The sequence below is a fragment of the Winogradskyella rapida genome (assembly GCF_042675845.1).
GTDB classification, from domain to species: Bacteria; Bacteroidota; Bacteroidia; order Flavobacteriales; family Flavobacteriaceae; genus Winogradskyella; species Winogradskyella rapida.
Genome location: NZ_JBHTKM010000063.1, coordinates 1,726,753 through 1,749,274, shown reverse-complemented (window position 1 = coordinate 1,749,274; position 22,522 = coordinate 1,726,753). Strand labels below are relative to the sequence as shown.

Annotated in this window: 16 protein-coding genes; 8 read left to right on the top strand and 8 right to left on the bottom strand. The window is 35.8% G+C overall.

Going from position 1 to position 22,522, the window contains the following annotated elements:
* Positions 1–6 precede the first annotated feature (6 nt).
* Complete coding sequence (gene fbp, locus ACFQ13_RS14830) at positions 7–1,017, top strand: class 1 fructose-bisphosphatase (RefSeq protein WP_386118698.1); 1,011 nt, start codon at positions 7–9, stop codon at positions 1,015–1,017.
* An 84-nt stretch (positions 1,018–1,101) separates the two neighbouring features.
* Here fbp and ACFQ13_RS14825 read toward each other — a convergent pair whose 3' ends face one another.
* Complete coding sequence (locus tag ACFQ13_RS14825; protein ID WP_386118696.1) at positions 1,102–1,533, bottom strand: TerB family tellurite resistance protein; 432 nt, start codon at positions 1,531–1,533, stop codon at positions 1,102–1,104.
* Positions 1,534–1,654: 121 nt separating this feature from the next.
* On the opposite strand from ACFQ13_RS14825, the gene mfd reads away from it, so the two are divergent.
* From mfd to ACFQ13_RS14805, 4 genes are all read left to right on the top strand, one after another.
* On the top strand, positions 1,655–4,984 hold the full coding sequence (gene mfd / locus ACFQ13_RS14820) for a transcription-repair coupling factor (RefSeq protein WP_386118694.1): 3,330 nt from the start codon (positions 1,655–1,657) through the stop codon (positions 4,982–4,984).
* The gene (locus ACFQ13_RS14815; protein WP_386118691.1) at positions 4,984–5,841 is read left to right on the top strand and encodes a DMT family transporter; all 858 of its coding nucleotides are present in this window, start codon (positions 4,984–4,986) and stop codon (positions 5,839–5,841) included. Before mfd ends, ACFQ13_RS14815 begins: the two co-directional genes overlap by 1 nt.
* Positions 5,842–6,027: 186 nt before the next feature.
* Positions 6,028–7,329: a TlpA family protein disulfide reductase gene (locus ACFQ13_RS14810; protein WP_386118688.1), complete on the top strand. Its 1,302-nt coding sequence runs from the start codon at positions 6,028–6,030 to the stop codon at positions 7,327–7,329.
* Positions 7,330–7,940: 611 nt separating this feature from the next.
* Complete coding sequence (locus ACFQ13_RS14805) at positions 7,941–12,377, top strand: CheR family methyltransferase (protein WP_386118686.1); 4,437 nt, start codon at positions 7,941–7,943, stop codon at positions 12,375–12,377.
* Between the two features lie 155 nt (positions 12,378–12,532).
* Here the strand turns inward: ACFQ13_RS14805 and ACFQ13_RS14800 are convergent, their stop codons facing one another.
* Positions 12,533–13,474 carry a nicotinic acid mononucleotide adenyltransferase gene (locus ACFQ13_RS14800; RefSeq protein WP_386118685.1) on the bottom strand — a complete coding sequence of 314 codons (942 nt, stop codon included), beginning with the start codon at positions 13,472–13,474 and terminating at the stop codon, positions 12,533–12,535.
* Between the two features lie 211 nt (positions 13,475–13,685).
* Here ACFQ13_RS14800 and ACFQ13_RS14795 point away from each other — a divergent pair, with 211 nt between their 5' ends.
* Positions 13,686–14,687: an NAD(P)H-dependent glycerol-3-phosphate dehydrogenase gene (locus ACFQ13_RS14795; protein WP_386118683.1), complete on the top strand. Its 1,002-nt coding sequence runs from the start codon at positions 13,686–13,688 to the stop codon at positions 14,685–14,687.
* Between the two features lie 54 nt (positions 14,688–14,741).
* Here ACFQ13_RS14795 and ACFQ13_RS14790 read toward each other — a convergent pair whose 3' ends face one another.
* A complete protein-coding gene (locus tag ACFQ13_RS14790) occupies positions 14,742–15,137 on the bottom strand; it encodes a hypothetical protein (RefSeq protein ID WP_386118682.1) in 396 nt (131 codons plus the stop codon).
* 209 nt (positions 15,138–15,346) lie between these two features.
* Here ACFQ13_RS14790 and ACFQ13_RS14785 point away from each other — a divergent pair, with 209 nt between their 5' ends.
* Complete coding sequence (locus ACFQ13_RS14785) at positions 15,347–16,867, top strand: pyruvate kinase (protein WP_386118679.1); 1,521 nt, start codon at positions 15,347–15,349, stop codon at positions 16,865–16,867.
* Here ACFQ13_RS14785 and pheS read toward each other — a convergent pair.
* Both pheS and ACFQ13_RS14775 read right to left on the bottom strand, forming a co-directional pair.
* The gene (gene pheS / locus ACFQ13_RS14780; RefSeq protein ID WP_114308271.1) at positions 16,864–17,883 is read right to left on the bottom strand and encodes a phenylalanine--tRNA ligase subunit alpha; all 1,020 of its coding nucleotides are present in this window, start codon (positions 17,881–17,883) and stop codon (positions 16,864–16,866) included. The two genes, ACFQ13_RS14785 and pheS, sit on opposite strands and share 4 nt — an antisense overlap.
* A gap of 241 nt (positions 17,884–18,124) precedes the next feature.
* Positions 18,125–18,481 (bottom strand): hypothetical protein, encoded by a 357-nt coding sequence (locus ACFQ13_RS14775; RefSeq protein WP_114308661.1) that lies wholly within the window; start codon positions 18,479–18,481, stop codon positions 18,125–18,127.
* Between the two features lie 234 nt (positions 18,482–18,715).
* Here ACFQ13_RS14775 and ACFQ13_RS14770 point away from each other — a divergent pair, with 234 nt between their 5' ends.
* A complete protein-coding gene (locus ACFQ13_RS14770) occupies positions 18,716–19,261 on the top strand; it encodes a CvpA family protein (protein ID WP_386118677.1) in 546 nt (181 codons plus the stop codon).
* A 48-nt stretch (positions 19,262–19,309) separates the two neighbouring features.
* Here the strand turns inward: ACFQ13_RS14770 and ACFQ13_RS14765 are convergent, their stop codons facing one another.
* From ACFQ13_RS14765 to ACFQ13_RS14755, 3 genes are all read right to left on the bottom strand, one after another.
* Entirely contained in the window at positions 19,310–19,936 is a 627-nt protein-coding gene (locus ACFQ13_RS14765) for a carbonic anhydrase (protein WP_386118675.1), read from the bottom strand.
* Between the two features lie 187 nt (positions 19,937–20,123).
* The gene (locus tag ACFQ13_RS14760) at positions 20,124–20,756 is read right to left on the bottom strand and encodes a carbonic anhydrase family protein (RefSeq protein ID WP_386118674.1); all 633 of its coding nucleotides are present in this window, start codon (positions 20,754–20,756) and stop codon (positions 20,124–20,126) included.
* Between the two features lie 141 nt (positions 20,757–20,897).
* Complete coding sequence (locus tag ACFQ13_RS14755) at positions 20,898–22,490, bottom strand: SulP family inorganic anion transporter (protein WP_386118672.1); 1,593 nt, start codon at positions 22,488–22,490, stop codon at positions 20,898–20,900.
* Positions 22,491–22,522: the final 32 nt, after the last annotated feature.

Sequence of the window (22,522 nt, the reverse complement as noted above, 5' to 3'; positions counted from 1 at the left end):
TACTTCATGTCGCAACCAAACCAAACCTTAGGGGAATTTATTATTGAAAATCAAAGTGCTTTTAAATATACATCTGGAGAACTTTCTCGGCTTCTTAACTCTATTCGCCTAGCCGCCAAGGTTGTGAATCACGAAGTAAACAAGGCTGGTCTCGTAGATATTATTGGAGCCGTTGGTGAAACCAACATTCAAGGTGAAGACCAACAAAAACTAGATGTCTATGCTAATGACAAGTTTATTCAGACCTTAACCAAAAGAAATATTGTCTGTGGTATTGCTAGTGAAGAAGAAGATGATTTTATTGCGATTAACAGTCAAGATGAAAACTACCAAAATAAATATGTGGTATTGATAGACCCCTTAGATGGCTCTTCTAATATTGATGTTAATGTTTCTGTAGGAACCATATTTTCAATTTACCGCCGTGTTACCCCAATTGGTACACCCGTAAAAATTGAAGATTTTTTACAAAAAGGAAGCGCTCAAGTTGCAGCAGGATACGTCGTTTACGGAACCTCAACCATGTTAGTTTACACCACAGGCCATGGCGTTAACGGATTTACTTTAAACCCTGCAATTGGGTCGTATTACTTATCGCATCCGGACATGAAATTCCCTGAAGACGGTCATATCTATTCGGTAAACGAAGGCAACTACTCGCACTTTCCTACGGGCATTAAAAAATACATCAAATATTGTCAAGAAGAGGAAGGCGATCGCCCTTACACAAGCCGTTATATTGGTTCTTTAGTGTCCGATTTTCATAGAAATATGATTAAAGGTGGTATTTATATGTACCCTAAAAGCTCTAAAAACTCAAATGGAAAGCTACGTTTACTTTATGAATGTAACCCTATGGCCTTTTTAGCGGAACAAGCCAATGGTAAAGCGAGTGACGGTTTTACACGAATTATGGATATTGAACCTAAAGAATTACACGAACGTGTGCCTTTTATCTGCGGAAGTAAAAATATGGTAGAAAAAGCTGAAGAATTTATGCGAAATGCTGAAGATTAATTTTTGCAACTTTATAAACAACAACGAAAAAAGCAACCCTATTGAGGTTGCTTTTTTTTATACGATACAAACGAACAGATAAATCTATTTGTTCATGTTTTTCATTTCGTTAATAAAGGTATCAGCATCCACTTTATCATAAGCAAGAGCTAAGGCTTTATCAGCAATATATCTTACATTTTGAGCGTGAAACCCTAAACCAACGCATAATTTTTCTAGTAACCAATGTTGGTTTGGCCCTTCAATATCATCGATCCAAACCATACGCGCTAAATCGTATAAACGCTCTAAACGCTTATCGTAAGATGTTGGTGGATTAATAGGGTGCGTTTTATAGTTCTCTAATATTTTTTCGTAATCCTCTGCGGAAATATCTAAGCGTGTTGCTAAACGATCTAAAAAAGCTTTTTCTTTATCGGTAATCACACCATCACTCATTGCAACTCTAACGATGGCAGCAAAATGATCTTCATTACGTGTTTTAAATCCGCTATCGAATAAATCTGAAAATGACATATTTTTTATTGTTGTTTAAATTCTCTTAATACTAATTCTGAACAAATATAATTCTATTCAAAAGAATTATCAGTATTGGGCACTTCAAAAATTTTATATTTGCAGTTCCAAACACAGAAACTTGAGTAAAGTATCTATCACCCAAACATTCGCAAAGACTTTGCAGTTGCAGAATCTGCAAACTGCTATTGCCCAAAACGAAACAAAAACACATTTAAAAGGTCTTATAGGATCGTCTTTTTCAATTGCCGTTGCCGAAGCCTATAAAACGGCAGAAAAACCTTTTTTACTGGTTTTTAACGACAAGGAAGAAGCCGCTTACCACCTGAACGACTTAGAACAGCTTATTAATACTAAAGATGTCTTGTTCTATCCTGGAAGCTACCGGAGACCTTACCAAATTGAAGAGACCAATAACGCCAATGTTCTTCTACGTGCCGAGGTTTTAAACCGTATCAATTCGCGTAAAAAACCTTGTATTATTGTAACCTATCCCGATGCGCTTTTTGAAAAAGTGGTGACCAAAAAGGAATTGGAAAAGAACACCTTAAAAATTGCTGTTGGTAACGATTTAAGTATCGATTTTGTTAATGAGGTGTTGTTTGAATATAAATTTAAACGTGTAGATTTTGTTACCGAACCGGGCGATTTCTCTGTAAGAGGTGGGATTGTAGATGTGTTTTCGTTCTCTAATGACGAACCTTACCGTATTGAATTTTTTGGAGATGAAGTAGACAGCATTAGAACCTTTGATGTAGAAACCCAATTGTCTACAGAGCGCATTAAAAAAGTGAGTATTATCCCCAATGTGGCAAACAAACTTATGGCCGAACAACGCCAGAGTTTTTTAAAGTACATTGCTAATAATACCGTAGTTTTTACTAAAAATGCATCCTTTATTTTTTCTAGAATTGATGACTTTTACAGCAAAGCAGAAGAAGCTTTTAAAAGTTTATCTTCTGAAATGAAGCACGCCTCTCCTGAGGAGTTATTCTGTAATTCAGAGTTATTAAAACGTCAGTTTTTAGACTATACTCTAGTTGAATTTGGAACCGATGCCTTATTTGCACAGCAACTTATTGCCTTCTATACCACACCGCAACCGTCATTTAATAAGCAGTTTCACCTGCTAATAGAAGATTTAAATACCAACCACGCCAACGGCATTACCAATTATATTTCTTGTGTTAGTGAGCAGCAAGCCAAACGTTTTCATGATATTTTTGACGACGCCGAGCAAGAAGTACATTATAAAACGGTTGTACTTTCCTTATACCAAGGGTTTGTAGATACCGAACAACAAATTGCGGTCTATACCGATCATCAAATTTTTGATCGTTATCATAAATTTCAGCTTAAAAACGGTTATGCTAAAAAGCAAGCCATTACCCTTAAAGAACTCACCAATCTAGAAATAGGTGATTATGTAACGCATATCGACCACGGGATTGGAAAGTTTGGAGGCCTGCAAAAAATAGATGTTGAAGGTAAAAAGCAAGAAGCCATAAAGTTAGTGTATGGCGAACGCGATATTCTCTACCTCAGCATTCACTCTTTACATAAAATCACCAAGTTTAATGGTAAAGATGGTAAACCCCCAACGGTTTATAAATTAGGAAGTAAAGCGTGGACAGCCTTAAAACAAAAGACCAAGTCTCGCGTTAAAGAAATTGCTTTTAACCTTATAAAATTATACGCCAAGCGGAAACTTAAAAAAGGATTTCAATACGCTCCCGATAGTCATATGCAACTGGAGCTAGAAGCCTCATTTGTCTATGAAGACACCCCTGACCAAATGGCCTCTACCGCAGATATCAAAGCCGATATGGAAAGTGAGCGCCCTATGGACCGTTTAATATGTGGAGATGTTGGTTTTGGAAAAACGGAAGTTGCCATCAGAGCCGCATTTAAAGCTGTAGATAACGGAAAACAAGTGGCTGTTTTAGTACCAACCACGATCTTAGCGTATCAGCATGCACGTACTTTCAAAGAACGTCTTAAAGATTTTCCTGTAACCGTAGATTATGTTAACCGTTTTAGAACGGCAAAAGAAAAGCGCGAAACCTTAGAAGGTTTAGAGAAAGGAAGTGTAGATATTATTATTGGCACCCACCAACTCGCTAATAAAAACGTAAAATTTAAAGACTTAGGACTTCTTATTGTCGATGAGGAACAGAAATTTGGCGTTGCTGTTAAAGAAAAACTGAAGACCATTAAAGAGAATGTAGATGTTCTTACCTTAACCGCTACTCCAATCCCGAGAACCTTACAATTTAGTTTAATGGCGGCTCGAGATTTATCGGTAATTAATACGGCTCCACCAAATCGCTACCCTATAGAAAGTCATGTGATTCGTTTTAATGAAGAAACCATACGCGATGCGGTGAGTTATGAAATTCAGCGTGGTGGACAAATCTTTTTTATCCATAATAGGATTGAAAACATCCGCGAAGTTGCGGGCATGATTCAGCGCTTAGTCCCTGATGCTAAGATTGCAATAGGTCACGGCCAACTTGATGGAAAAAAACTAGAAAATCTGATGCTTGGTTTTATGAACGGGGATTTTGATGTTTTAGTCAGTACAACCATTATTGAAAGTGGATTAGATGTGCCTAATGCCAATACTATTTTTATTAATAATGCGAATAATTTCGGGTTAAGTGACTTACACCAAATGCGTGGTCGTGTAGGACGAAGCAATAAAAAAGCCTTCTGTTATTTTATTACTCCGGAATATCCTGCAATGACCTCTGATGCTCGAAAACGAATCTCGGCCTTAGAACAGTTTACCGAGCTAGGTAGCGGATTTAACATTGCCATGAAAGATTTAGAAATTCGTGGTGCCGGAGACTTATTAGGTGGTGAACAAAGTGGATTTATTAGCGATATTGGCTTTGACACCTATCAAAAAATACTCAATGAAGCTATTGAGGAATTAAAAGAAACGGAGTTTTCAGAGTTGTACAAAGACGATGGTAAACCTAAAACGTATGTAAAAGATATCACTATAGATACCGATTTTGAGTTGTTATTCCCTGACGATTATATCAATAATATCACTGAACGCCTTAACCTTTATACCAAATTAAATGGGATTAAGAACGAGGAAGAACTCAGCACTTTTGAAAGTGAAATTATTGACCGTTTTGGAGAGCTCCCAACACAAGTTTCTGATCTTTTTGATAGCGTCCGTTTAAAATGGATTGCCACCAAAATGGGAATTGAGAAACTTATTATGAAACAAGGCAAAATGATTGGTTATTTTATTCAAGACCAACACAGTAGTTTTTACCAAAGTGCCGATTTCTCTAAGGTGATGCAATTTATTCAAATGAACGCCGGACGTTGTACCATAAAGGAAAAGCAAACCCGAAAAGGCTTACGCTTACTCATTACCTTTGAAAATATAAAGAATACCAAACAAGCATTGCGAGCCCTAAAGGATATCTAATGAATGAAAAGCATCATTTAAATAATCTCTTATTACTTAGTATTGCCACCATCTTTATTAGCACCTCTGGACCGTTAGGAAAGTACATCAACTTACCCCCTCCTGTTATTATTTGGTGGCGCTCCTTTTTGGCGGCTATCATTTTATGGGGCTTTTGCCGCTACAAAGGCATTTCTTTAAAAGTCGAGAATAAAAAAGACCGGGGTACTTTTTTTATTGCCGCATTATGTCTGGGCGGGCATTGGATTTTTTATTTCTATGCCCTAAAGCTATCTAATGTAGCCATTGGGATGTTGTCTCTGTTTACCTTTCCGGTTATGATTGCACTTTTAGAACCGCTCTTTACAAAGTCAAAACTAGATCCGATCCACCTTCTTTTAGGTGGCCTCGTCCTCTTAGGGATTTATATTTTAGCTCCAGAATTCAATTTAGAAAGCAGTCATCTACAAGGGCTTTTGCTCGGGCTTCTATCGGCCCTGTGCTATGCCGTAAGAATACTATTGCTTAAAGATCATGTCGCCAGTTACAATAGCACCATGATTATGTTTTTCCAAGTATTGATTCTTTCCATTCTTCTCGCTCCCGCCCTTTATTTTATGGGAACCTCAGCGATTAGTAACCAATATCCGTATGTGTTAATATTAGCGATTTTAACCACCGCCATTGGTCATTCTATGTTTGTGAAAAGCCTAAAGTATTTTAAGGCCAGCACTGCGAGTATTATTGGGAGCTCTCAGCCCATTTTTGGTATTTTAATCGCTTATTTGTTTTTAAACGAGATTCCAACAGTAAATACATTTATTGGAGGAAGTCTAATCCTTGCCACCGTCATCATAGAAAGTATTCGTTCTAAATAGGAATAGGGTTAACACTTTACACTGTAAAATGATGAAATCGGTTCACCCTTATCGAAAAGTCAGAAATTCCTGTTAAATATTTAAAACTGATTATTTTGAAGTCGAATATATCCGTTACTTTTACAACAAGACCTAAGGCATTACACATTGCGCCCTTTAGCCTAGAATTTGAAAAGACTACACATCATGAAAAACTTACTTGTCCTCCTATTAGTTTTACCCGTTTTAACATTTGCTCAAAGTGTAGAAGGGACATTTACGCCTGCTGAAGATTATAGCTATGCTTTTCTTTACCATGCTACTCCAGAAAGTGCTAATTATGTAGACCGAGGTCAATTAGATGCCGAAGGCCATTTTAAAATTGATTTAGATTCTACGCTAACCCCAGGGATTTATAAAATTGTTTATGCCACGCCTCCTGAGGAGAATAATTTCGACTTTATTTATGATGGAAAGGAACAGGTTGCTTTCAATTTCAGTTTAGAAAAAGGCGTTCAATTTACCATTTCCGAAGAAAATAAACTTTGGGACTCTTATCTTAAGAGTATGGATATGATTAACCAAACTATTAGTAATTATTACGGAAAAAAGAATAAAGACAAGAAAGGTTTTCAGGCCATATTTAAAACCCTCAAAGACACACAAACGGCGTATGAAGAATTAGCAGAAGGAAAATTGGTAGCCCGTTTTATTAAAGCCAACAGACCTTATATTCCAACAAATTACGAAGATATAAGTACCTACTCTAAACATTTAAAGGCTCATTTTTTAAGTCAAGTAGATTTTAGCGATGCCTTATTACAGAGTTCTTCTTATTTAACCGACCGTGTCACCGCCTACGTGTTTAATATGGTTATGAACCCTAATGAAAGCGTTTACAAATCGCATATAGACGATGTTGCAACCTCTATTGGTAATGACGATTTAAGTATTAAAACCAGCTTATTACAAATGCTTTGGCAAACCTTTGTGGACTTAGACCATGCTAACATGGCCAATTATATAACAGACACTTACCTTTTAGAATTGGCAAAGCAAACAAAAAATATAGATTTAGAAGGGATGCTTATTGCTTATAAAAACACACACCTTGGTGCCTTAGCTCCAGATTTTGAAATTCAATTAAGCGACAGGAAAACAAGTTTACATCAGTTAGAAGGCGCAAAACATTATTTATTAATTTTTTGGAGTAGCACCTGTAGCCATTGTTTAAATGAATTACCTCAAGTAAAAAAATTAGTGGCCAACCATCCAGAATTAAAGGTTGTAGCCTTTGGTTTAGAGAATGAGAAGAGCCATTGGGACAAAGAAATTAAACAGTATCCTATGTTTATTCATACCAAAGGACTTAATAAGTGGGAGAATCCAATTGTGAAAACCTATGGGATTTCTGCAACGCCAACTTATTTTTTATTAGATGCTAAAAAAAATATTGTGGCCAAACCTTATAACTTTGAGGCGCTAGAAAAAGTAATAACAGACTTATAATCTTACAAGTACGTATTACCCTACAAGACAAAACCCGCTATCTTATTGATATCATTATATTTAATTAACAATTCATAATCTACACTTAATATAAATCATCGTTGAAGTAACTGATTTTATCGTTATATTTGAACCTTTTAGACCTTCTTCATGACCTATTCTGATTCAAATTGTAGTCCTACAACTTTGTATTTATCAACAATGTTTGCCACCATAGCCTGCAACGCTATAGGTTGTAAATTAAAGAACGGAATGCGCTTTAGCTATAGCTATCTCGTAAAAACATCTCAATTTAAGAATCCAACAAAAAGCAATCGCATTTGTAGATACCTTAAACTACGTTATGATGAAAAGGCGTCTACACAACTCTACAAACCGTTAATCTTGTAACCATTCCGTGACCATTCTAATGTAAACATCCCAAAGGATAACACGGTTAGAAATGGGCAATTCAGGATTAAATCTTATCCTTTTTTTACGTTATAAAACCCACATTACGGTTTTTTACGTAGATCTATAAAACGCTTTTAATATTAACCACTTGTACTTCTACAATTCTATAGGTATTTGAGAAGTGCTCTGATAATGACCTCTTATATAGTTTAGAATAAATGAAAAATAACGACCCAAAATTTTACGTTGTTGGTATTGGTGCTTCTGCCGGTGGTTTAGACGCCATTCAAAACCTTTTTGATCATATACCTAGTGACACCGGAATGGCCTTTATCATCATTCAGCATCTATCCTTAGACTTTAAAAGTCTTATGCCAGAGCTCTTAAGTAAGCACACCAAAATGCCCATTTTTACGGCCGAGGATAAGCAAACTATAAAACCAAATTGTATTTACCTCAACCAAAGGAGTAAAAATTTGCATATCAAAGGCACGCAACTCTACTTGTTAGACAAAGGGCCTAAACATAATCTAAACCTGCCTATAGATATCTTTTTCCATACCTTGGGTGAAGAGTATAAAGACCATTCTATTGGCGTTATTTTATCGGGAACGGGCTCAGATGGTTCTAGAGGTATTAAAACCATTAAAGAGGGTGGTGGTACAATCATTGTTCAAGATCCTTTAACGGCACAGTTTGACGGCATGCCAAATTCGGCAATTTCAACAAATACCCCAGACTATATTTTAAGTCCTCCGAAAATTGCAGAGATTATCCATAAAAATCCTTTAAGTAGACCATTACTTCGTGAAGATTTTAATAAACATCCTTCAAACGAAACCTTAATTAACGACATCCTAACTATCGTTTTTAAATTCTCTGGTATAGATTTTAGAGAGTATAAAAAGAATACGCTTTTACGACGTATTGAAAAGCGAATGAACATTAATAATATTGAACATGTTTACGACTATGCCACATTTTTAAGTAGCAATGTTAACGAACAACAATCCTTAAAGGAAGATTTTTTAATTGGGGTTACCCGCTTTTTTAGAGATACGGAAGCCTTCGAACAGTTAAAGAATAAGGTGATTCCTGAAATCTGTAAAAACAAAAATAGAGAAAACACCATACGCGTTTGGGTGGCCGGTTGTTCTACAGGCGAAGAGGTTTACTCTTTAGCCATGTTAATAGACAATTATTTGCGTACCCATCAAATTAATTTAGAGTATAAAATATTTGCGACTGATATTGACCCAAGAGCGTTGGCGATTGCCAGTATTGGGGTCTACCATGTTAATATTATTAATGAAATAGAAAAACCTTATCTCGATCAGTATTTCATTAAACACGGCGATAAAATTCAGATTATAAAACGTGTCCGCGAAAAAATTGTCTTTTCTAATCACAACCTAATTAAAGATCCCCCATTCATAAAAATGGATCTTATTTCATGTAGAAACCTACTCATCTATTTTGATTCTAAAATTCAAAAGAAGGTGATGTATAATTTTCAATTCGCCTTAAATCAGTACTCTTATTTATTTTTAGGGAATAGCGAATCTTTAGGTGAAACGGCTAAGCTTTTTAAGACCATTGATGTGAAATGGAAGATTTTTCAGAATATTGCGCTTGCAAAACAAATTCCGTCACACAGTTCTAATTTAGATCGGATTACTACGCTTTCTTATAAACACCCCGAAACACCACGGAGCACGCCTCCTGTAAGTTTAAAGGAAAGTCCTGAACTTATTTTTCATAAATATTTAAGTCAGAAATTTAGTCCAGCATCCATCTTTATTGATGAAGATTTCAATATTTTATTCATTAATGGCGATGCCGGAAAACGCTTATCACACAATTCTGGAATCTTTCAGAATAACTTATTAAAAATGGTAAGTCCAGATATTGCGATCATCATTAGAAGTGGTATACGACGTGTAGAAGCCTCAAAGGAAGATGTTGTTATTGAAGGTATTACTAATGATATTGCGGGTCAGAGCTACACCTTCGACTTAAAATTTCATAAATCTCAGAATTATGAAGACCTCAATAATTGTTATTTAATTGAATTCACTAATGATGTTCCTATAACCAATAGCACGCCACTTGTTTTAGCGAATATTGATTTAGATGAAGTTTCTAACCAACGATTAGAAGACCTAGAAACGGCACTTAAAATTGCGAAGACCGAGTTACAAAATGCTATTGAAGAGCTAGAGACCAGTAATGAAGAGCTGCAATCTTCTAACGAAGAACTGATGGCTTCTAATGAAGAACTTCAGAGTACCAATGAGGAGTTGCAATCTGTAAACGAAGAATTGTATACGGTAAACACCGAAATGCAAGAAAAAAATAAGGAGCTTACCAATCTTAATAATGATATTACCAACCTTTTAGACAATACCCAAATTGCGACACTATTCTTAGATACCGATTTAAGAATTAGAAAATTTACACCAGCGCTAAAAGCGGTATTTAATTTAGATGAAGTAGACTTAGGCCGCACGCTATCAAGCTTTACATCGAATTTTAAAGAAGATACTAGAAACTCCATTATAGAAGATTCAAAGTATGTTTTAGAGAAATTAAAAATCGTTGAAAAACAGGTAAACGACCAAAATGGTAACCACTACTTATTACGTATTAGCCCATTTATAACCTCTAATAAACTTATTAATGGGGTTGTAATTACGCTTAACAATATTAATAAGCTCAAAGAAACGGAATTACAACTTGTTGAAACGGGTAGAAAGTACCAGAAGCTGTTTAGAAACCTTAATGAAGGTTTTATGCATGCTAAGATTATCACCAATGAGAAAGATGAACCTGTTGATTGGGAGTACATCGATATTAATCCGGCTTTTGAAAAAATCCTAAATTTAAAAACCGAAGACATCCTAGGCAAACGCATTTTAGACCTGCGTCCGGAGTTAAAAGACGACCCTAACAATTGGATCGCAAAATATGGTAAAACAGCTTTAACGGGCGAAAACCAAATCTTTGAAACCTATGTACCGGAGTCTAACAAACACTATTTTATTAATATTTTCTCTCCTAAAAAAGGAGAATTTGCAGGAACCATTTCGGATTATACCGATCTAAAAAATAAAGAAGAAGCCTTAAGTAAAAGTGAAAACGAACTTAATAGAGTTCAAGAATTAACTAGTGTTGGTGGCTGGTATTTAGATATCAACACCAACGCTGTGACATGGACGGGTCAACTCTTTAATATTTTTGGAATAGATCCTAACACCCCTCCACCAACCTACATTGAGCAACAAGATATTTTTACTGAAGAAAGTTGGAAACGCTTGTCTGAAGCCGTAGAAAAAACACAAAAACAAGGTGTTCCTTACGAGTTAGAACTCTGTCTTTATAATGTTGAAAACCAAGAAGTCTGGATTAAGGCTCAAGGGGAAGCTGTGAAGAATAAAGAAGGAGAAATTATTGGCTTAAGAGGTGCTGCACAAGATATTACCCAGCAAAAAAATGCCGAGGTAGAACTTATCAATGCTAGAAAAATAGCAGAAGAAGCCAATCTTCATAAAAACTATTTCCTAGCCAATATGAGTCATGAAATTAGAACTCCAATGAATGGGGTTCTAGGATTTTCTGAATTGTTGAAGAACGATAGTTTAACCAAAGAAGAACGCTTTAAATATTTAGAAATTATAGATGGTAACTCTAAGCAACTCCTTAACCTTATTGATGACATCATTGATATTGCAAAAATAGAGTCTAACGAGTTAAAAGTGACGTTTAAAGAGTGTAACATCTCTAGCTTAATTGCCAATTTAGAGATTACCTATAACCAGTTAAAAATTGCGAAGCATAAAAAAGACATTGTCTTTAGAACCCATATTCCTATTGAGAATTTACGCATTATTACGGATGGGCAACGCTTACAGCAAGTAGTTTCTAACCTTTTAAACAACGCCTTAAAATTCTCAGAAAAGGGAGAAATTTCCTTTGGATTCGACCTCGTAGAAAATGAAATAAAGTTCTTTGTTCAAGATAATGGGATGGGCATTAAAAAGAGCAAGCAATTAGAGATTTTTGAACGCTTTAAGCAACTCAATTACGAAAGCAATGCCAAGTACGGTGGGACCGGCTTAGGCCTTACCATTTGTAAAGGTATCCTAACCTTATTAGGCGGTGATATCACAGTCAGTTCTGAAGAACATAAAGGTACCTTATTTGAATTTACTATTCCTGTAAAGTATGCCGAGTCTAGTGCAGAGCCTACACAAGCCACACTTCCTAAAGAAAAGAATTTCTTAAAAGGAAAAACGATTTTAATTGCTGAAGACGACTCCCTAATACGATTATTATTCAAAATTGTATTAAAGGATACTGAGGCCAACGTTCTCTTTGCTAAAACAGGTTGGGAAGCTGTAGAAATCTACAGAGAAACCGAACAAATTGATGTTGTTTTACTAGATATTAGAATGCCTACTATGAGTGGTATTGAAGCTATGGGTAAAATTTTAAATATCAATCCAAAGGCTAAGATTATCATGCAAACGGCCTATTCTATGCCCGATGAAAAGGAACGTTGCTACCAAAAAGGCTGTTTAGGATTCCTCTCTAAACCGATAATAAAAGATGAGCTTTATGCTACCCTATACAAATGGGTAAATACAGAAGTTTAAAATCCATTGACCTTAAAATTAAAAATCCAACACGTTCTGTGTTGGATTTTTTTTGGTGTATCCCTAGGCGAAGTATTGATAAGGCCACAAAAAAAAAGTACTCATCCAAAACTAATATCCGGATGAGTACCTCGAAGCTAAATAACCAACCAAATTTAGCTTCGTGTATTGGTTCTTGTATTCTCTACTTTCGCTGTTTGTTGTTTTCGTTTTTTACGGTCTAATTCGGTATTTGCCGATTTTCCGTCCGCATCAGAACTTCTGTAATAAGCAATATAACCACGACCTTTAAAACGATAAGTTGTCCCAGAACTAGCATGATACAACTCTATAGTACTATCATTAATAACGGTAAGTTCGAAGAATTCATTGTCGAAGTAATCATAATCTAATGTTAATGTTTTAAGGTAACTACTCCCTGAAATATTCCCCACACTATAATCGCCAATAAAATCCCAATAAATAGCATTGGTGTTATACACATTAAAGTCCTGAGAGCTTCTAAACGTATCATCATTTCCTCCTGCTAAAAACTGCAAATAGTTTTCGCTATCAAAGTCATTTAACGCACCATGATGACTGGTATAGGTTTTCTCCCAAGCGTCATATTCCTGTAGAAAATAATGAATATTATCGTAAAACACAAAGTTATAATCAAACGTAGACTTCTGGTAACCGTGTAAAAAATAAGAGGTATTGTTATAAGGGTTAAATAATTCAATGGTATTGTAATCAACTTGATAAACATCAAAACTATCATAACCATCAATAACATGATCCGTATCTAAGATGGCGCCATAAGCGTCATAACTTCCTATATGCACACCATAACCATTCCCTTGGCTCCCAAAACCAACTAAATTATTATTGGCGTATAAATGACCATTGATAAAACTTACCGTAAAGGCCATTTGTAAAAAAGGGGTTTCCCCATAGCCTTGAGTTGCATTGATATCTACATACCATAATTCATAAGCGTTTAACAGCTCATTTATAGACATTACAGGCTGTTCATTAACGTAAACCTCCTCCGTATAACACGAAGTGAAAAACGTGGCTATAAAAGCGAATCCTAAAAGTAGTTTTGCAGTTCTCATAAGCATATGATTTTAAATCGTTATCATCTATAGCGTTTCAAAACACGTGCCAAAACTTATTTATCAAATTTCACAACAACAAAGATTATAAATCCGAAAAGGCTTTAAAGTCCTATAAACACGGAGAGTTTAACGCGAACATAACAGAATTCCGCAAAGATTTTTCCCTTAATTTTCCGTATTTTTGAAGTACAAAATTGAATCTATCACTATGAGTGACACTAAAAAATATGCCGTTTTTGGCGCCGGAAGTTGGGCAACAGCAATTGTAAAAATGCTCAGCGAGAATTTAGATGAAATTGGTTGGTATATGCGAAGCGCTTACACCAAAGAGCACCTCTTAAAAGAGCAGCATAACCCGAGTTATTTAAGTTCAGTAGAGTTTCATACAGAACAATTAAAATTAAGCAATGACATTAATGAAATTGCAGCATGGGCCGATGTCTTAATCTTTGTTATTCCGTCTGCATTTATTCATTCAGAATTAGAACAACTCAATGTCGATATTAGCAATAAGACTATTGTTTCTGCCGTAAAAGGCATTATGCCCGAGTCTGGAAAATTAGTTGGAGAACATTTCCACGATATTTACAAAATTCCTTTTGATCATATTGCGGTCATCGCAGGGCCGTGTCATGCAGAAGAAGTTGCTTTAGAACGTCTATCTTACCTTACCATCTCTTGTGCCGATAAAGAAAAGGCTGAAGCCATTGCTAAAAACCTCTCTAGTGCTTATATAAAGACAAAAACTAGCGATGATGTTATTGGTATTGAATATGCTGTTATGCTAAAAAACATCTACGCAATTGCAGCCGGAATTGCCCATGGATTGGGTTATGGCGACAATTTCCAAAGTGTATTAATGAGTAATGCCATCCGTGAGATGAAACGCTTTATTAAAAAGCGCCATAAGATGAAACGAAACATTAATAACTCAGCCTATCTAGGGGATTTATTAGTGACAGGATATTCCGTCTTTTCTCGTAACCGTATGTTTGGAAGTATGATTGGTAAAGGATATACCGTAAAATCTGCGCAAATGGAAATGAATATGGTCGCTGAAGGGTATTATGCGACAAAAAGTGCACACGATTTAAACAAAAAAAATAAACGTAAAACTCAGCTTCCGATTATTAAAGCCGTTTACGATATTCTTTATGAAAACAAAAACCCTAAAAAAGTCTTTGAAAAATTAGTTGACAAACTTGATTAAGCCTTGTCAATTTTAAGATAACCGCATTAAGATTCCTGCTTCGGCAGGAATTTTTTATTTTACCAGTATCCCCTTCAACTGCATTAACGGCACCGTCTGTAACGCGTTTTCATTAATGGTATTCTTTCTAAACAAATAGCTTTTATCAAACATTTGGTTGCCTATAAAATAGGTGATTTTAAACTCGTTATTTAAAGCCAAAACCTTCTCTTGTAAAAACTCAATTTTTGCATAACTTCTGCCTGGTAGCTTAGCAATGGTATGACGCATTACAGGTGTAATTTTTGTATCACTATAACCTCGTGCTACAATAAGTACAGTTTCTAAATCTTCATCACTGTTATTAATGATATAGGCATTCCAATCTAAGGTTTTATACTCCAAATGCTTTTCTTGCACTACAGCAACATGAACATCTTTTACTTCTGGAATTTCAATATCTTTTTTCATAATCTCAGGCTTTAAGGCACGACTTTTTCATTCAATTTTCAAAAATAATACAAATCCGGTATTTACCGTCTAAAGCCCATCTTAATTTCTAAAACAAACATCTCTTTTTCTAGGCTTTCTCCCCCTTGAGACTATGATGGAAATCATGATTTAAATCGCCTTAAGGCGGTACTTTTACAGCGCTTATTGATGTGTAAAATTGTTGTCTTATGAAATTGAATAAACTCACTAAAGGACTGGAAGCCATTTTAGAAACGCTTGAAACGAATGAGTCCAATATTAACCGTGTGACCTCAGAAATACATCAAAACTATAAACTTAGTGCAAAAAACCTTTGCCGCTATTTAATGCTCCGTACTTACGACTTAAGAAAATACCAAGACCATCTCTCCGAGGTTGGTGTCTCGTCTATCAGAACGTCAGAAGGTTATGTGTACAGCAACATCTTTAACGTGGTTAGAAACCTTAAACTTTTACAAGGCTTGCCAGTACCGGAGCATTCGCATATGGAAGTCATTGGCTATAAGAAAAGTAAAAAATTGGTTAAAAAAAATGCCAATGCCCTCTTTAAAAGAAACCGTACCAAGCATTTTGCTGAAATAATGGTTACACTGCCTAAACAAGCTGCCAAAGACAAGGCCATCATTAGAGAAATGGCAGAAAATGGTATGGAAATAGCCCGTATTAATCTAGGCCATGATAGTATTGAAGATTGGACGCAGATGGTGAACTACATTAAGGAAATTAATAACCAAACGCATTTTAATATTAAAATTTATATGGATCTGGCGGGTCCAAAATTTAGAACCTCAACCATAGAAATAAGAAATGATAATGGCAAAATAAAACACAGTATCGCCATTAAAAAGGGCGATCATATTATCTTAACCAAGCGCCGTACCAAAGGTAAAGGCTCAAAATTTGACCATACCAATACTCAAATTGAAAAAGCCGAAATTGGGGTATTACTTCATGAAATTATTGATGATATTAAAGTCGAAGATGTCGTGTTTTTTGATGATGGTATGATTAAGGCTCAGGTTCTTAAAAAATCGGAAGCCGATGTAGAGCTTTTAATAACGGACTGTTACAAATCGAAACTCTCTTCTGAAAAAGGAATTAACCTTCCGCATACCAAATACAACTTACCGGCATTAACCGAAAAGGACATTAACAATCTGCCTTTTGCCTGTGCGCATGCCGATATGCTTGGCTATTCTTTTGTCCGAAATAAGGAAGATGTGAGCTTTTTATTTGAGCAACTCCATCTTCACAACGCTAGCAATCTCGGAGTGATTTTTAAGATTGAAAATGTCGAGGCTTTTGAAAACTTACCTGAAATATTATTAGAAGGCATGAAACACAACAGTATTGGGGTGATGATTGCCCGTGGAGATCTTGCTGTAGAGGTCGGTTTTGAACGGATTTCTGAAGTGCAAAATCAAATTTTATGGATTTGCGAAGCCGCTCATATTCCTGTCATTTGGGCCACACAGGTCTTAGAAAATTTAGCAAAAACCGGCATTCCTACTCGTGCAGAGATTAGTGATGCCACGCTTGGGGCTTATGCAGAGTGTGTAATGCTAAACAAGGGTCCTTATATCAATAATGCGATAAGAACCCTTGAGAATATTTTAATTAGAATGGAATCTAATGCGTTTAAAAGAAAAAATGCGTTACGACCTTTAAATCTCGCTATACATTCAACCGAAAAACTATTTAGACCTTAAAGCGAACTTTTAAATTGCTCTAAGAAACGAACATCATTTTCACTTAATAAACGAATATCGCTAATTTGATTTAATAACATAGCAATACGGTCAATCCCCATACCAAAAGCAAAACCAGAGTATTCTTTAGAATCAATACCACAGTTTTCTAATACGTTAGGATCTACCATACCACAACCCATAATTTCTAACCAACCCGTTCCTTTAGTAATTTTGTAATCGGTTTCTGTTTCTAGTCCCCAATACACATCTACCTCAGCACTAGGTTCTGTAAATGGAAAGTAAGATGGACGCAATCTAATTTTAGATTTCCCAAACATCTCTGTGGTAAAATACTGAAGGGTTTGTTTTAAGTCTGCAAAACTTACATCCTTATCAATATACAAGCCTTCTACTTGGTGAAAGAAACAGTGCGCACGTGCCGAAATAGCTTCATTACGGTATACACGTCCAGGAGAAATTGTTCTAATAGGAGGTTGATTATTCTCCATGTAACGCACTTGAACAGAACTGGTATGCGTACGCAATAAAATATCAGGATCAGTTTGAATAAAAAAGGTATCCTGCATATCGCGTGCCGGATGGTATTCTGGCAAGTTTAAGGCGGTAAAGTTATGCCAATCATCTTCAATCTCTGGACCTTCACTAACGTTAAAACCAATACGAGAAAAGATATCTATAATTTCATTTTTAACAATAGAGATTGGATGACGTGCACCTAAGGCAATCGGTTCACTAGGGCGCGATAAGTCGCCATAAATCCCTTTATCTTCCTCAGCACTTTCTAAGGCTTCCTTTAAGGTGTTTACCTTAGCCTCTGCGGTGTTTTTAAGCTCATTAATAATTTGTCCGAATTCACGCTTCTGATCATTCGCAACGTTTTTTAATTCGCCATAAAATGCTTTTAAATGGCCTTTTGAGCCTAAATATTTTATTCTGAAGGCTTCAACTTCCTCTTTAGATTGGGCTTTAAAAGCTTCGGCTTCTGCTATAAGTTCTTTTATCTTGTCTATCATGGTTTCTAAAAGTAGGTGGCAAATTTAAGGAATTATGAACGTAAAAACACAAAAATTACAGGATATACCGCAAGCTTTCGGATTGCTATTTTCAACTTGAAATTTCAGTTTTGTACCGCTCTTGGTAAATTCTGCTTTAAATTGACACGTATTTGTACTCCGTTATACTATTAATGACCCTTTATAATTAAACGTCTGAGGCCTTTACAAGACCTGCAATTCTGGGCGTTTACTTTAAAAATTAATCAATATATTCAGCTTCCAAAAAGTAGTTCACAATAGCTTCTTTCATAAGAATACTTTGCTCTCCTGCTTTTAGGTGTGGCAATTGCGCTAATACTTTATAATGCGGCCAACCGTCGTCATCTACATAATCAAATTCATAAAACCCATAGGGTTCTAAGACTTTGCAAATGGCAATATGCATTAGGTCTAACTTATGGTCTTTTTTATACTCTCGGTGCAACTGTCCTAACTCTTGCACCCCTATTAAATAAATAATGGAATCGAGGTCTAAACGGTCGCCATCGGCAAACTGATTAGAGAGTTTTTCAACCACTAAATCCCATCGTTCTTTTAATTGTTCGTCTCTTGCCATGTTCATTTTTTTCCGAAAAACGGAAATCCTTTAATTAATATAAATCGTTGTGTTGTTTAAAGTTTCAACACCATTTAAAGCTTCAAAGTTAATAAACTTATAGAGCTTGAATTCGGTTATGGGCTACAAATCCTAAAAAAGGATTGATAATGTTAACTCAAGGCATTTGCTTTTGAAGACGGTTAGATTTTCAACTTAAAAAATTCATGTATTTTTGTCTAAACCACCAATGGCATGAGTGTTATCGATATTATTTTAGCAGCCTTATTATTATTTGGCTTTATACGCGGTTTATTTAAGGGCTTCTTTGTTGAAGTTGCATCCTTAGTTGCATTAGTTTTAGGCGTATGGGGAGCGATTCACTTTAGTGGTTTTGCCTCTGATTTTCTTCAAGCTAAAGTCGATTGGAATATAAAAACGATTAATATTGTGGCATTTGCCATTACGTTTGTGGTTATTGTACTTACCATTAGTTTGGCCGGAAAAGCCCTAACCAAACTGGCCGATTTTGCCGCTTTAGGGATCATTAACAAACTTGCGGGTGCTGTATTTGGCGCCTTAAAAATTGGTCTTATCTTAAGTGTTCTTTTAGGCGTCTTTGCCAAAATGAACGACACCTTACCTTTTATGGAAGACGACGACTTAGATAAAAGTGTACTTTACAATCCTATTAAGTCTTTAGCACCACTACTTTTCCCTACTATCATTAAAAAGTCTGAAGACGATGCTACTGAAACAACAGAAAAGGAAACGACTGAAGAGACCACGGAAGCCTCTTAATTAATGTTTTTTATGGTATTGGATTAAGCATTTTATAAGTGTAAAACCTTAATCTAAATGGTAAATTTCCATGATATCTTTGAGATACTTTTCAAAATCTATTTTAAGATCTATCAGTTCTCCTGTGTGCACATCAAACACCCAACCATGTACTTTAAGCCCACGGTCTCGATAGGCCTTTTGTACGGCAGCGGTTTTAATGAGGTTAACACATTGCTCCTTGACGTTGAGTTCTACTAAGCGATCGTATTTTTGTTCTTCACAAGTTATGGCGTTTAACTCCTCCTTGTGCATTCTGTAAACGTCTCTTATATTTCTTAACCAACCATTGAGCACCCCTAAATCGGACGACTCCATAGCGGCTTTGACCCCACCACAAGCATAATGCCCACATACCACAACATGGTTAACCTTTAAATGGGTAACAGCATAATTAACAACAGACATGCCATTAGCATCCGTACCCACAACCATATTGGCAATATTACGATGTACAAAAGCCTCTCCTGGACCTAAGCCCATAAGGTCTTCGGCCGTTACTCTACTATCTGAGCAACCAATATATAAAAGCTCTGGTTTTTGCCCTTTCCCTAAGGTTTCAAAATAATCGGCATCCTGAGACAGTTTCCCCTTTATCCAATTGGCATTATTCTTAAATACATCTGCTATATCCATAGTGTTTCGTTTAGGTTGGTTTAGGACGTTGCCTATTCAAATGTACTAAATATGACAAGGCCAATGGTAAAATGATCTCTTTTATAAGCGCTTACTGCTATAAAACAGTCCTATTATAAATAAGGCAGCATGACCTTATACGATCATGCTGTCTTTACATTTCTATATGAGTAAATTTTATTGGACTCTAGGCCTCATAAAATTCTACGGCACCTGTATTAACATCATACATAGCCCCAATGATTTTTATTTCTCCATTTTGTTCCATTTCTGAAAGTACAGGACTCTCATTGTGGATTCGTTTTATGGTTAAATCGACATTCATATGTGAAACCTCATCTACAAAGGCTAAATTTTTAGAGTTTCTTAAACTCGCCTCTTGAGGTTCTTTTACCGCTTCTACAGCAGGTTTAATCTTATCAATTAATTTGGTTAAGTTTCCAAGCTTAGCATCATCGCAAGCGCCTTTTATAGCACCACAGCTGGTGTGTCCTAAAACTACAATTAATTTTGTTCCGGCTAATTTTGAAGCAAACTCCATACTTCCTAAGATATCTTCATTTACAAAGTTACCCGCAATACGAACACTAAAAATATCTCCTAAACCTTGATCGAATACCAATTCTGCAGAAACTCTAGAGTCAATACAACTTAAAATTGTCGCAAAAGGAAATTGCCCTTCACTCGTATCGTTAACTTGCTCAAGTAAATTTCTATTCGCTTTTAAATTATTTTGAAACCTTACGTTTCCTTCTTTTAAAAATTGTAAAGCCTTTTCAGGCGTCATTGTGGCTTGTGTTTCCTTAGTATGTGCTTTCATCTGTACTTTTTTACGTCTTAATTCTGTTTTTTTTAATGCTGTGAAGCTTGGGTTTAACTCTTGTACGTTCTACGACGACAACTTACCATAAGTCTTCAATTGCAACAGCAGCTTTCCTGTTTTCTTTTATAGCGTTAGCGTTTAACTTAAACTAATACTCGATTTGGGTCTTAGTTTAAAGAACTCTATAAAACTTGGTGGATTTTCAACAATTCCACGTTTAGAAATCAACTTGATATCTATATTTCGTTCCTTCGCTTTAAAGGCAAAATCTTCTAAAATTTCAATAATATCATAATCCAAATAACGTGTTTTAGTTACATCAAATTCAAAATACGTATTTTCAGGAAGACGATCTAATTCCTTTAAAATAGCTCCTTTATTAAAAAAGGTAACTTCTTCAGCTAAGGTCATTTTTATTTTATGCTTACCGTTACTTTGGTCTTCTATATGTAAGAAGTGTGAGTTTTGGTAATTTTTCAATAAAATTACAACAATACCTACAAGTAAACCAAGACCAATTCCAACTAATAAATCTGTAAATACAATTCCGACAACGGTCACAAAAAATGGTACCGATTGTTTCCATCCCAACTTATACATCTGCATAAACAAGGCCGGTTTGGCTAATTTATAACCTACAATTAATAAAATGGCTGCTAAAACAGATAACGGAATCATGTTTAATAATCTTGGAATAGACACCACAGAGATTAACAATAGAAACCCGTGAATGATGGCCGATAATTTTGAACGTCCACCCGATTGAATATTCGCAGAACTTCTTACAATAACCTGCGTAATTGGCAAGCCTCCTATAAGACCAGAAATAATGTTTCCGGTTCCTTGTGCTAATAACTCTCTATTGGTTGGTGTTACATTTTTATGCGGATCTATTTTATCAGTAGCTTCAACACAAAGTAAGGTTTCTAAACTGGCCACTAAGGCAATGGTAAAGGCAACCACCCAAACTTCTGGATTAAATATTGCATTGAAATTAGGAAAGCTAAACTGCCCTAAAAACGAATCAAAACTATCCGGTACAGGAACACTTACTAAATGAGATTCTGCAATACTTAAAGCTTCACTAGATTGTGTTAATACATGAAAGATAATCCCAATCACTACCGCCACTAAAGGCCCTTGAATAATTTGAAAAAATTTTCCTTTTTTCGCTAAAACATTACTCCACAATAACAAAATAGCCAAAGCTATAAATCCGGCTACCATAGAGCCTAAAATAAGGTTATCAAAGATATTTAACAGGGCAGAAAAGGTGTTTTCACCTGAGGCTTCAATAAAACTATCAGCACCTTCTGGCTCGGCATCGTAACCGAAAAAGTGAGGAATCTGTTTTAAGATAATGATAATACCAATACCGGTAAGCATTCCTTTAATTACTGAAGAAGGAAAATAATAACCGATAATTCCGGCTTTTAATACGCCAAAGAGCAACTGAATAGCTCCTCCAAGCACTACGGCAACAAGAAAGTTTTCATAACCTCCTAAGGTTCCAATAGCAGTTAATACAATTGCGGCTAATCCTGCTGCAGGACCACTAACTCCAATTTTAGAACCACTTAGCGCACCGACAACGATCCCTCCAATAATTCCCGAAATAACACCAGAAAAAAGTGGAGCTCCACTGGCTAAAGCAATACCTAAACACAATGGTAATGCCACAAAAAATACAACGACACTTGCTGGCAAGTCGTTTTTTAAAGTTTTAAACATGTATAAATAATTTGTGCTGAAGAGCGGTTGAC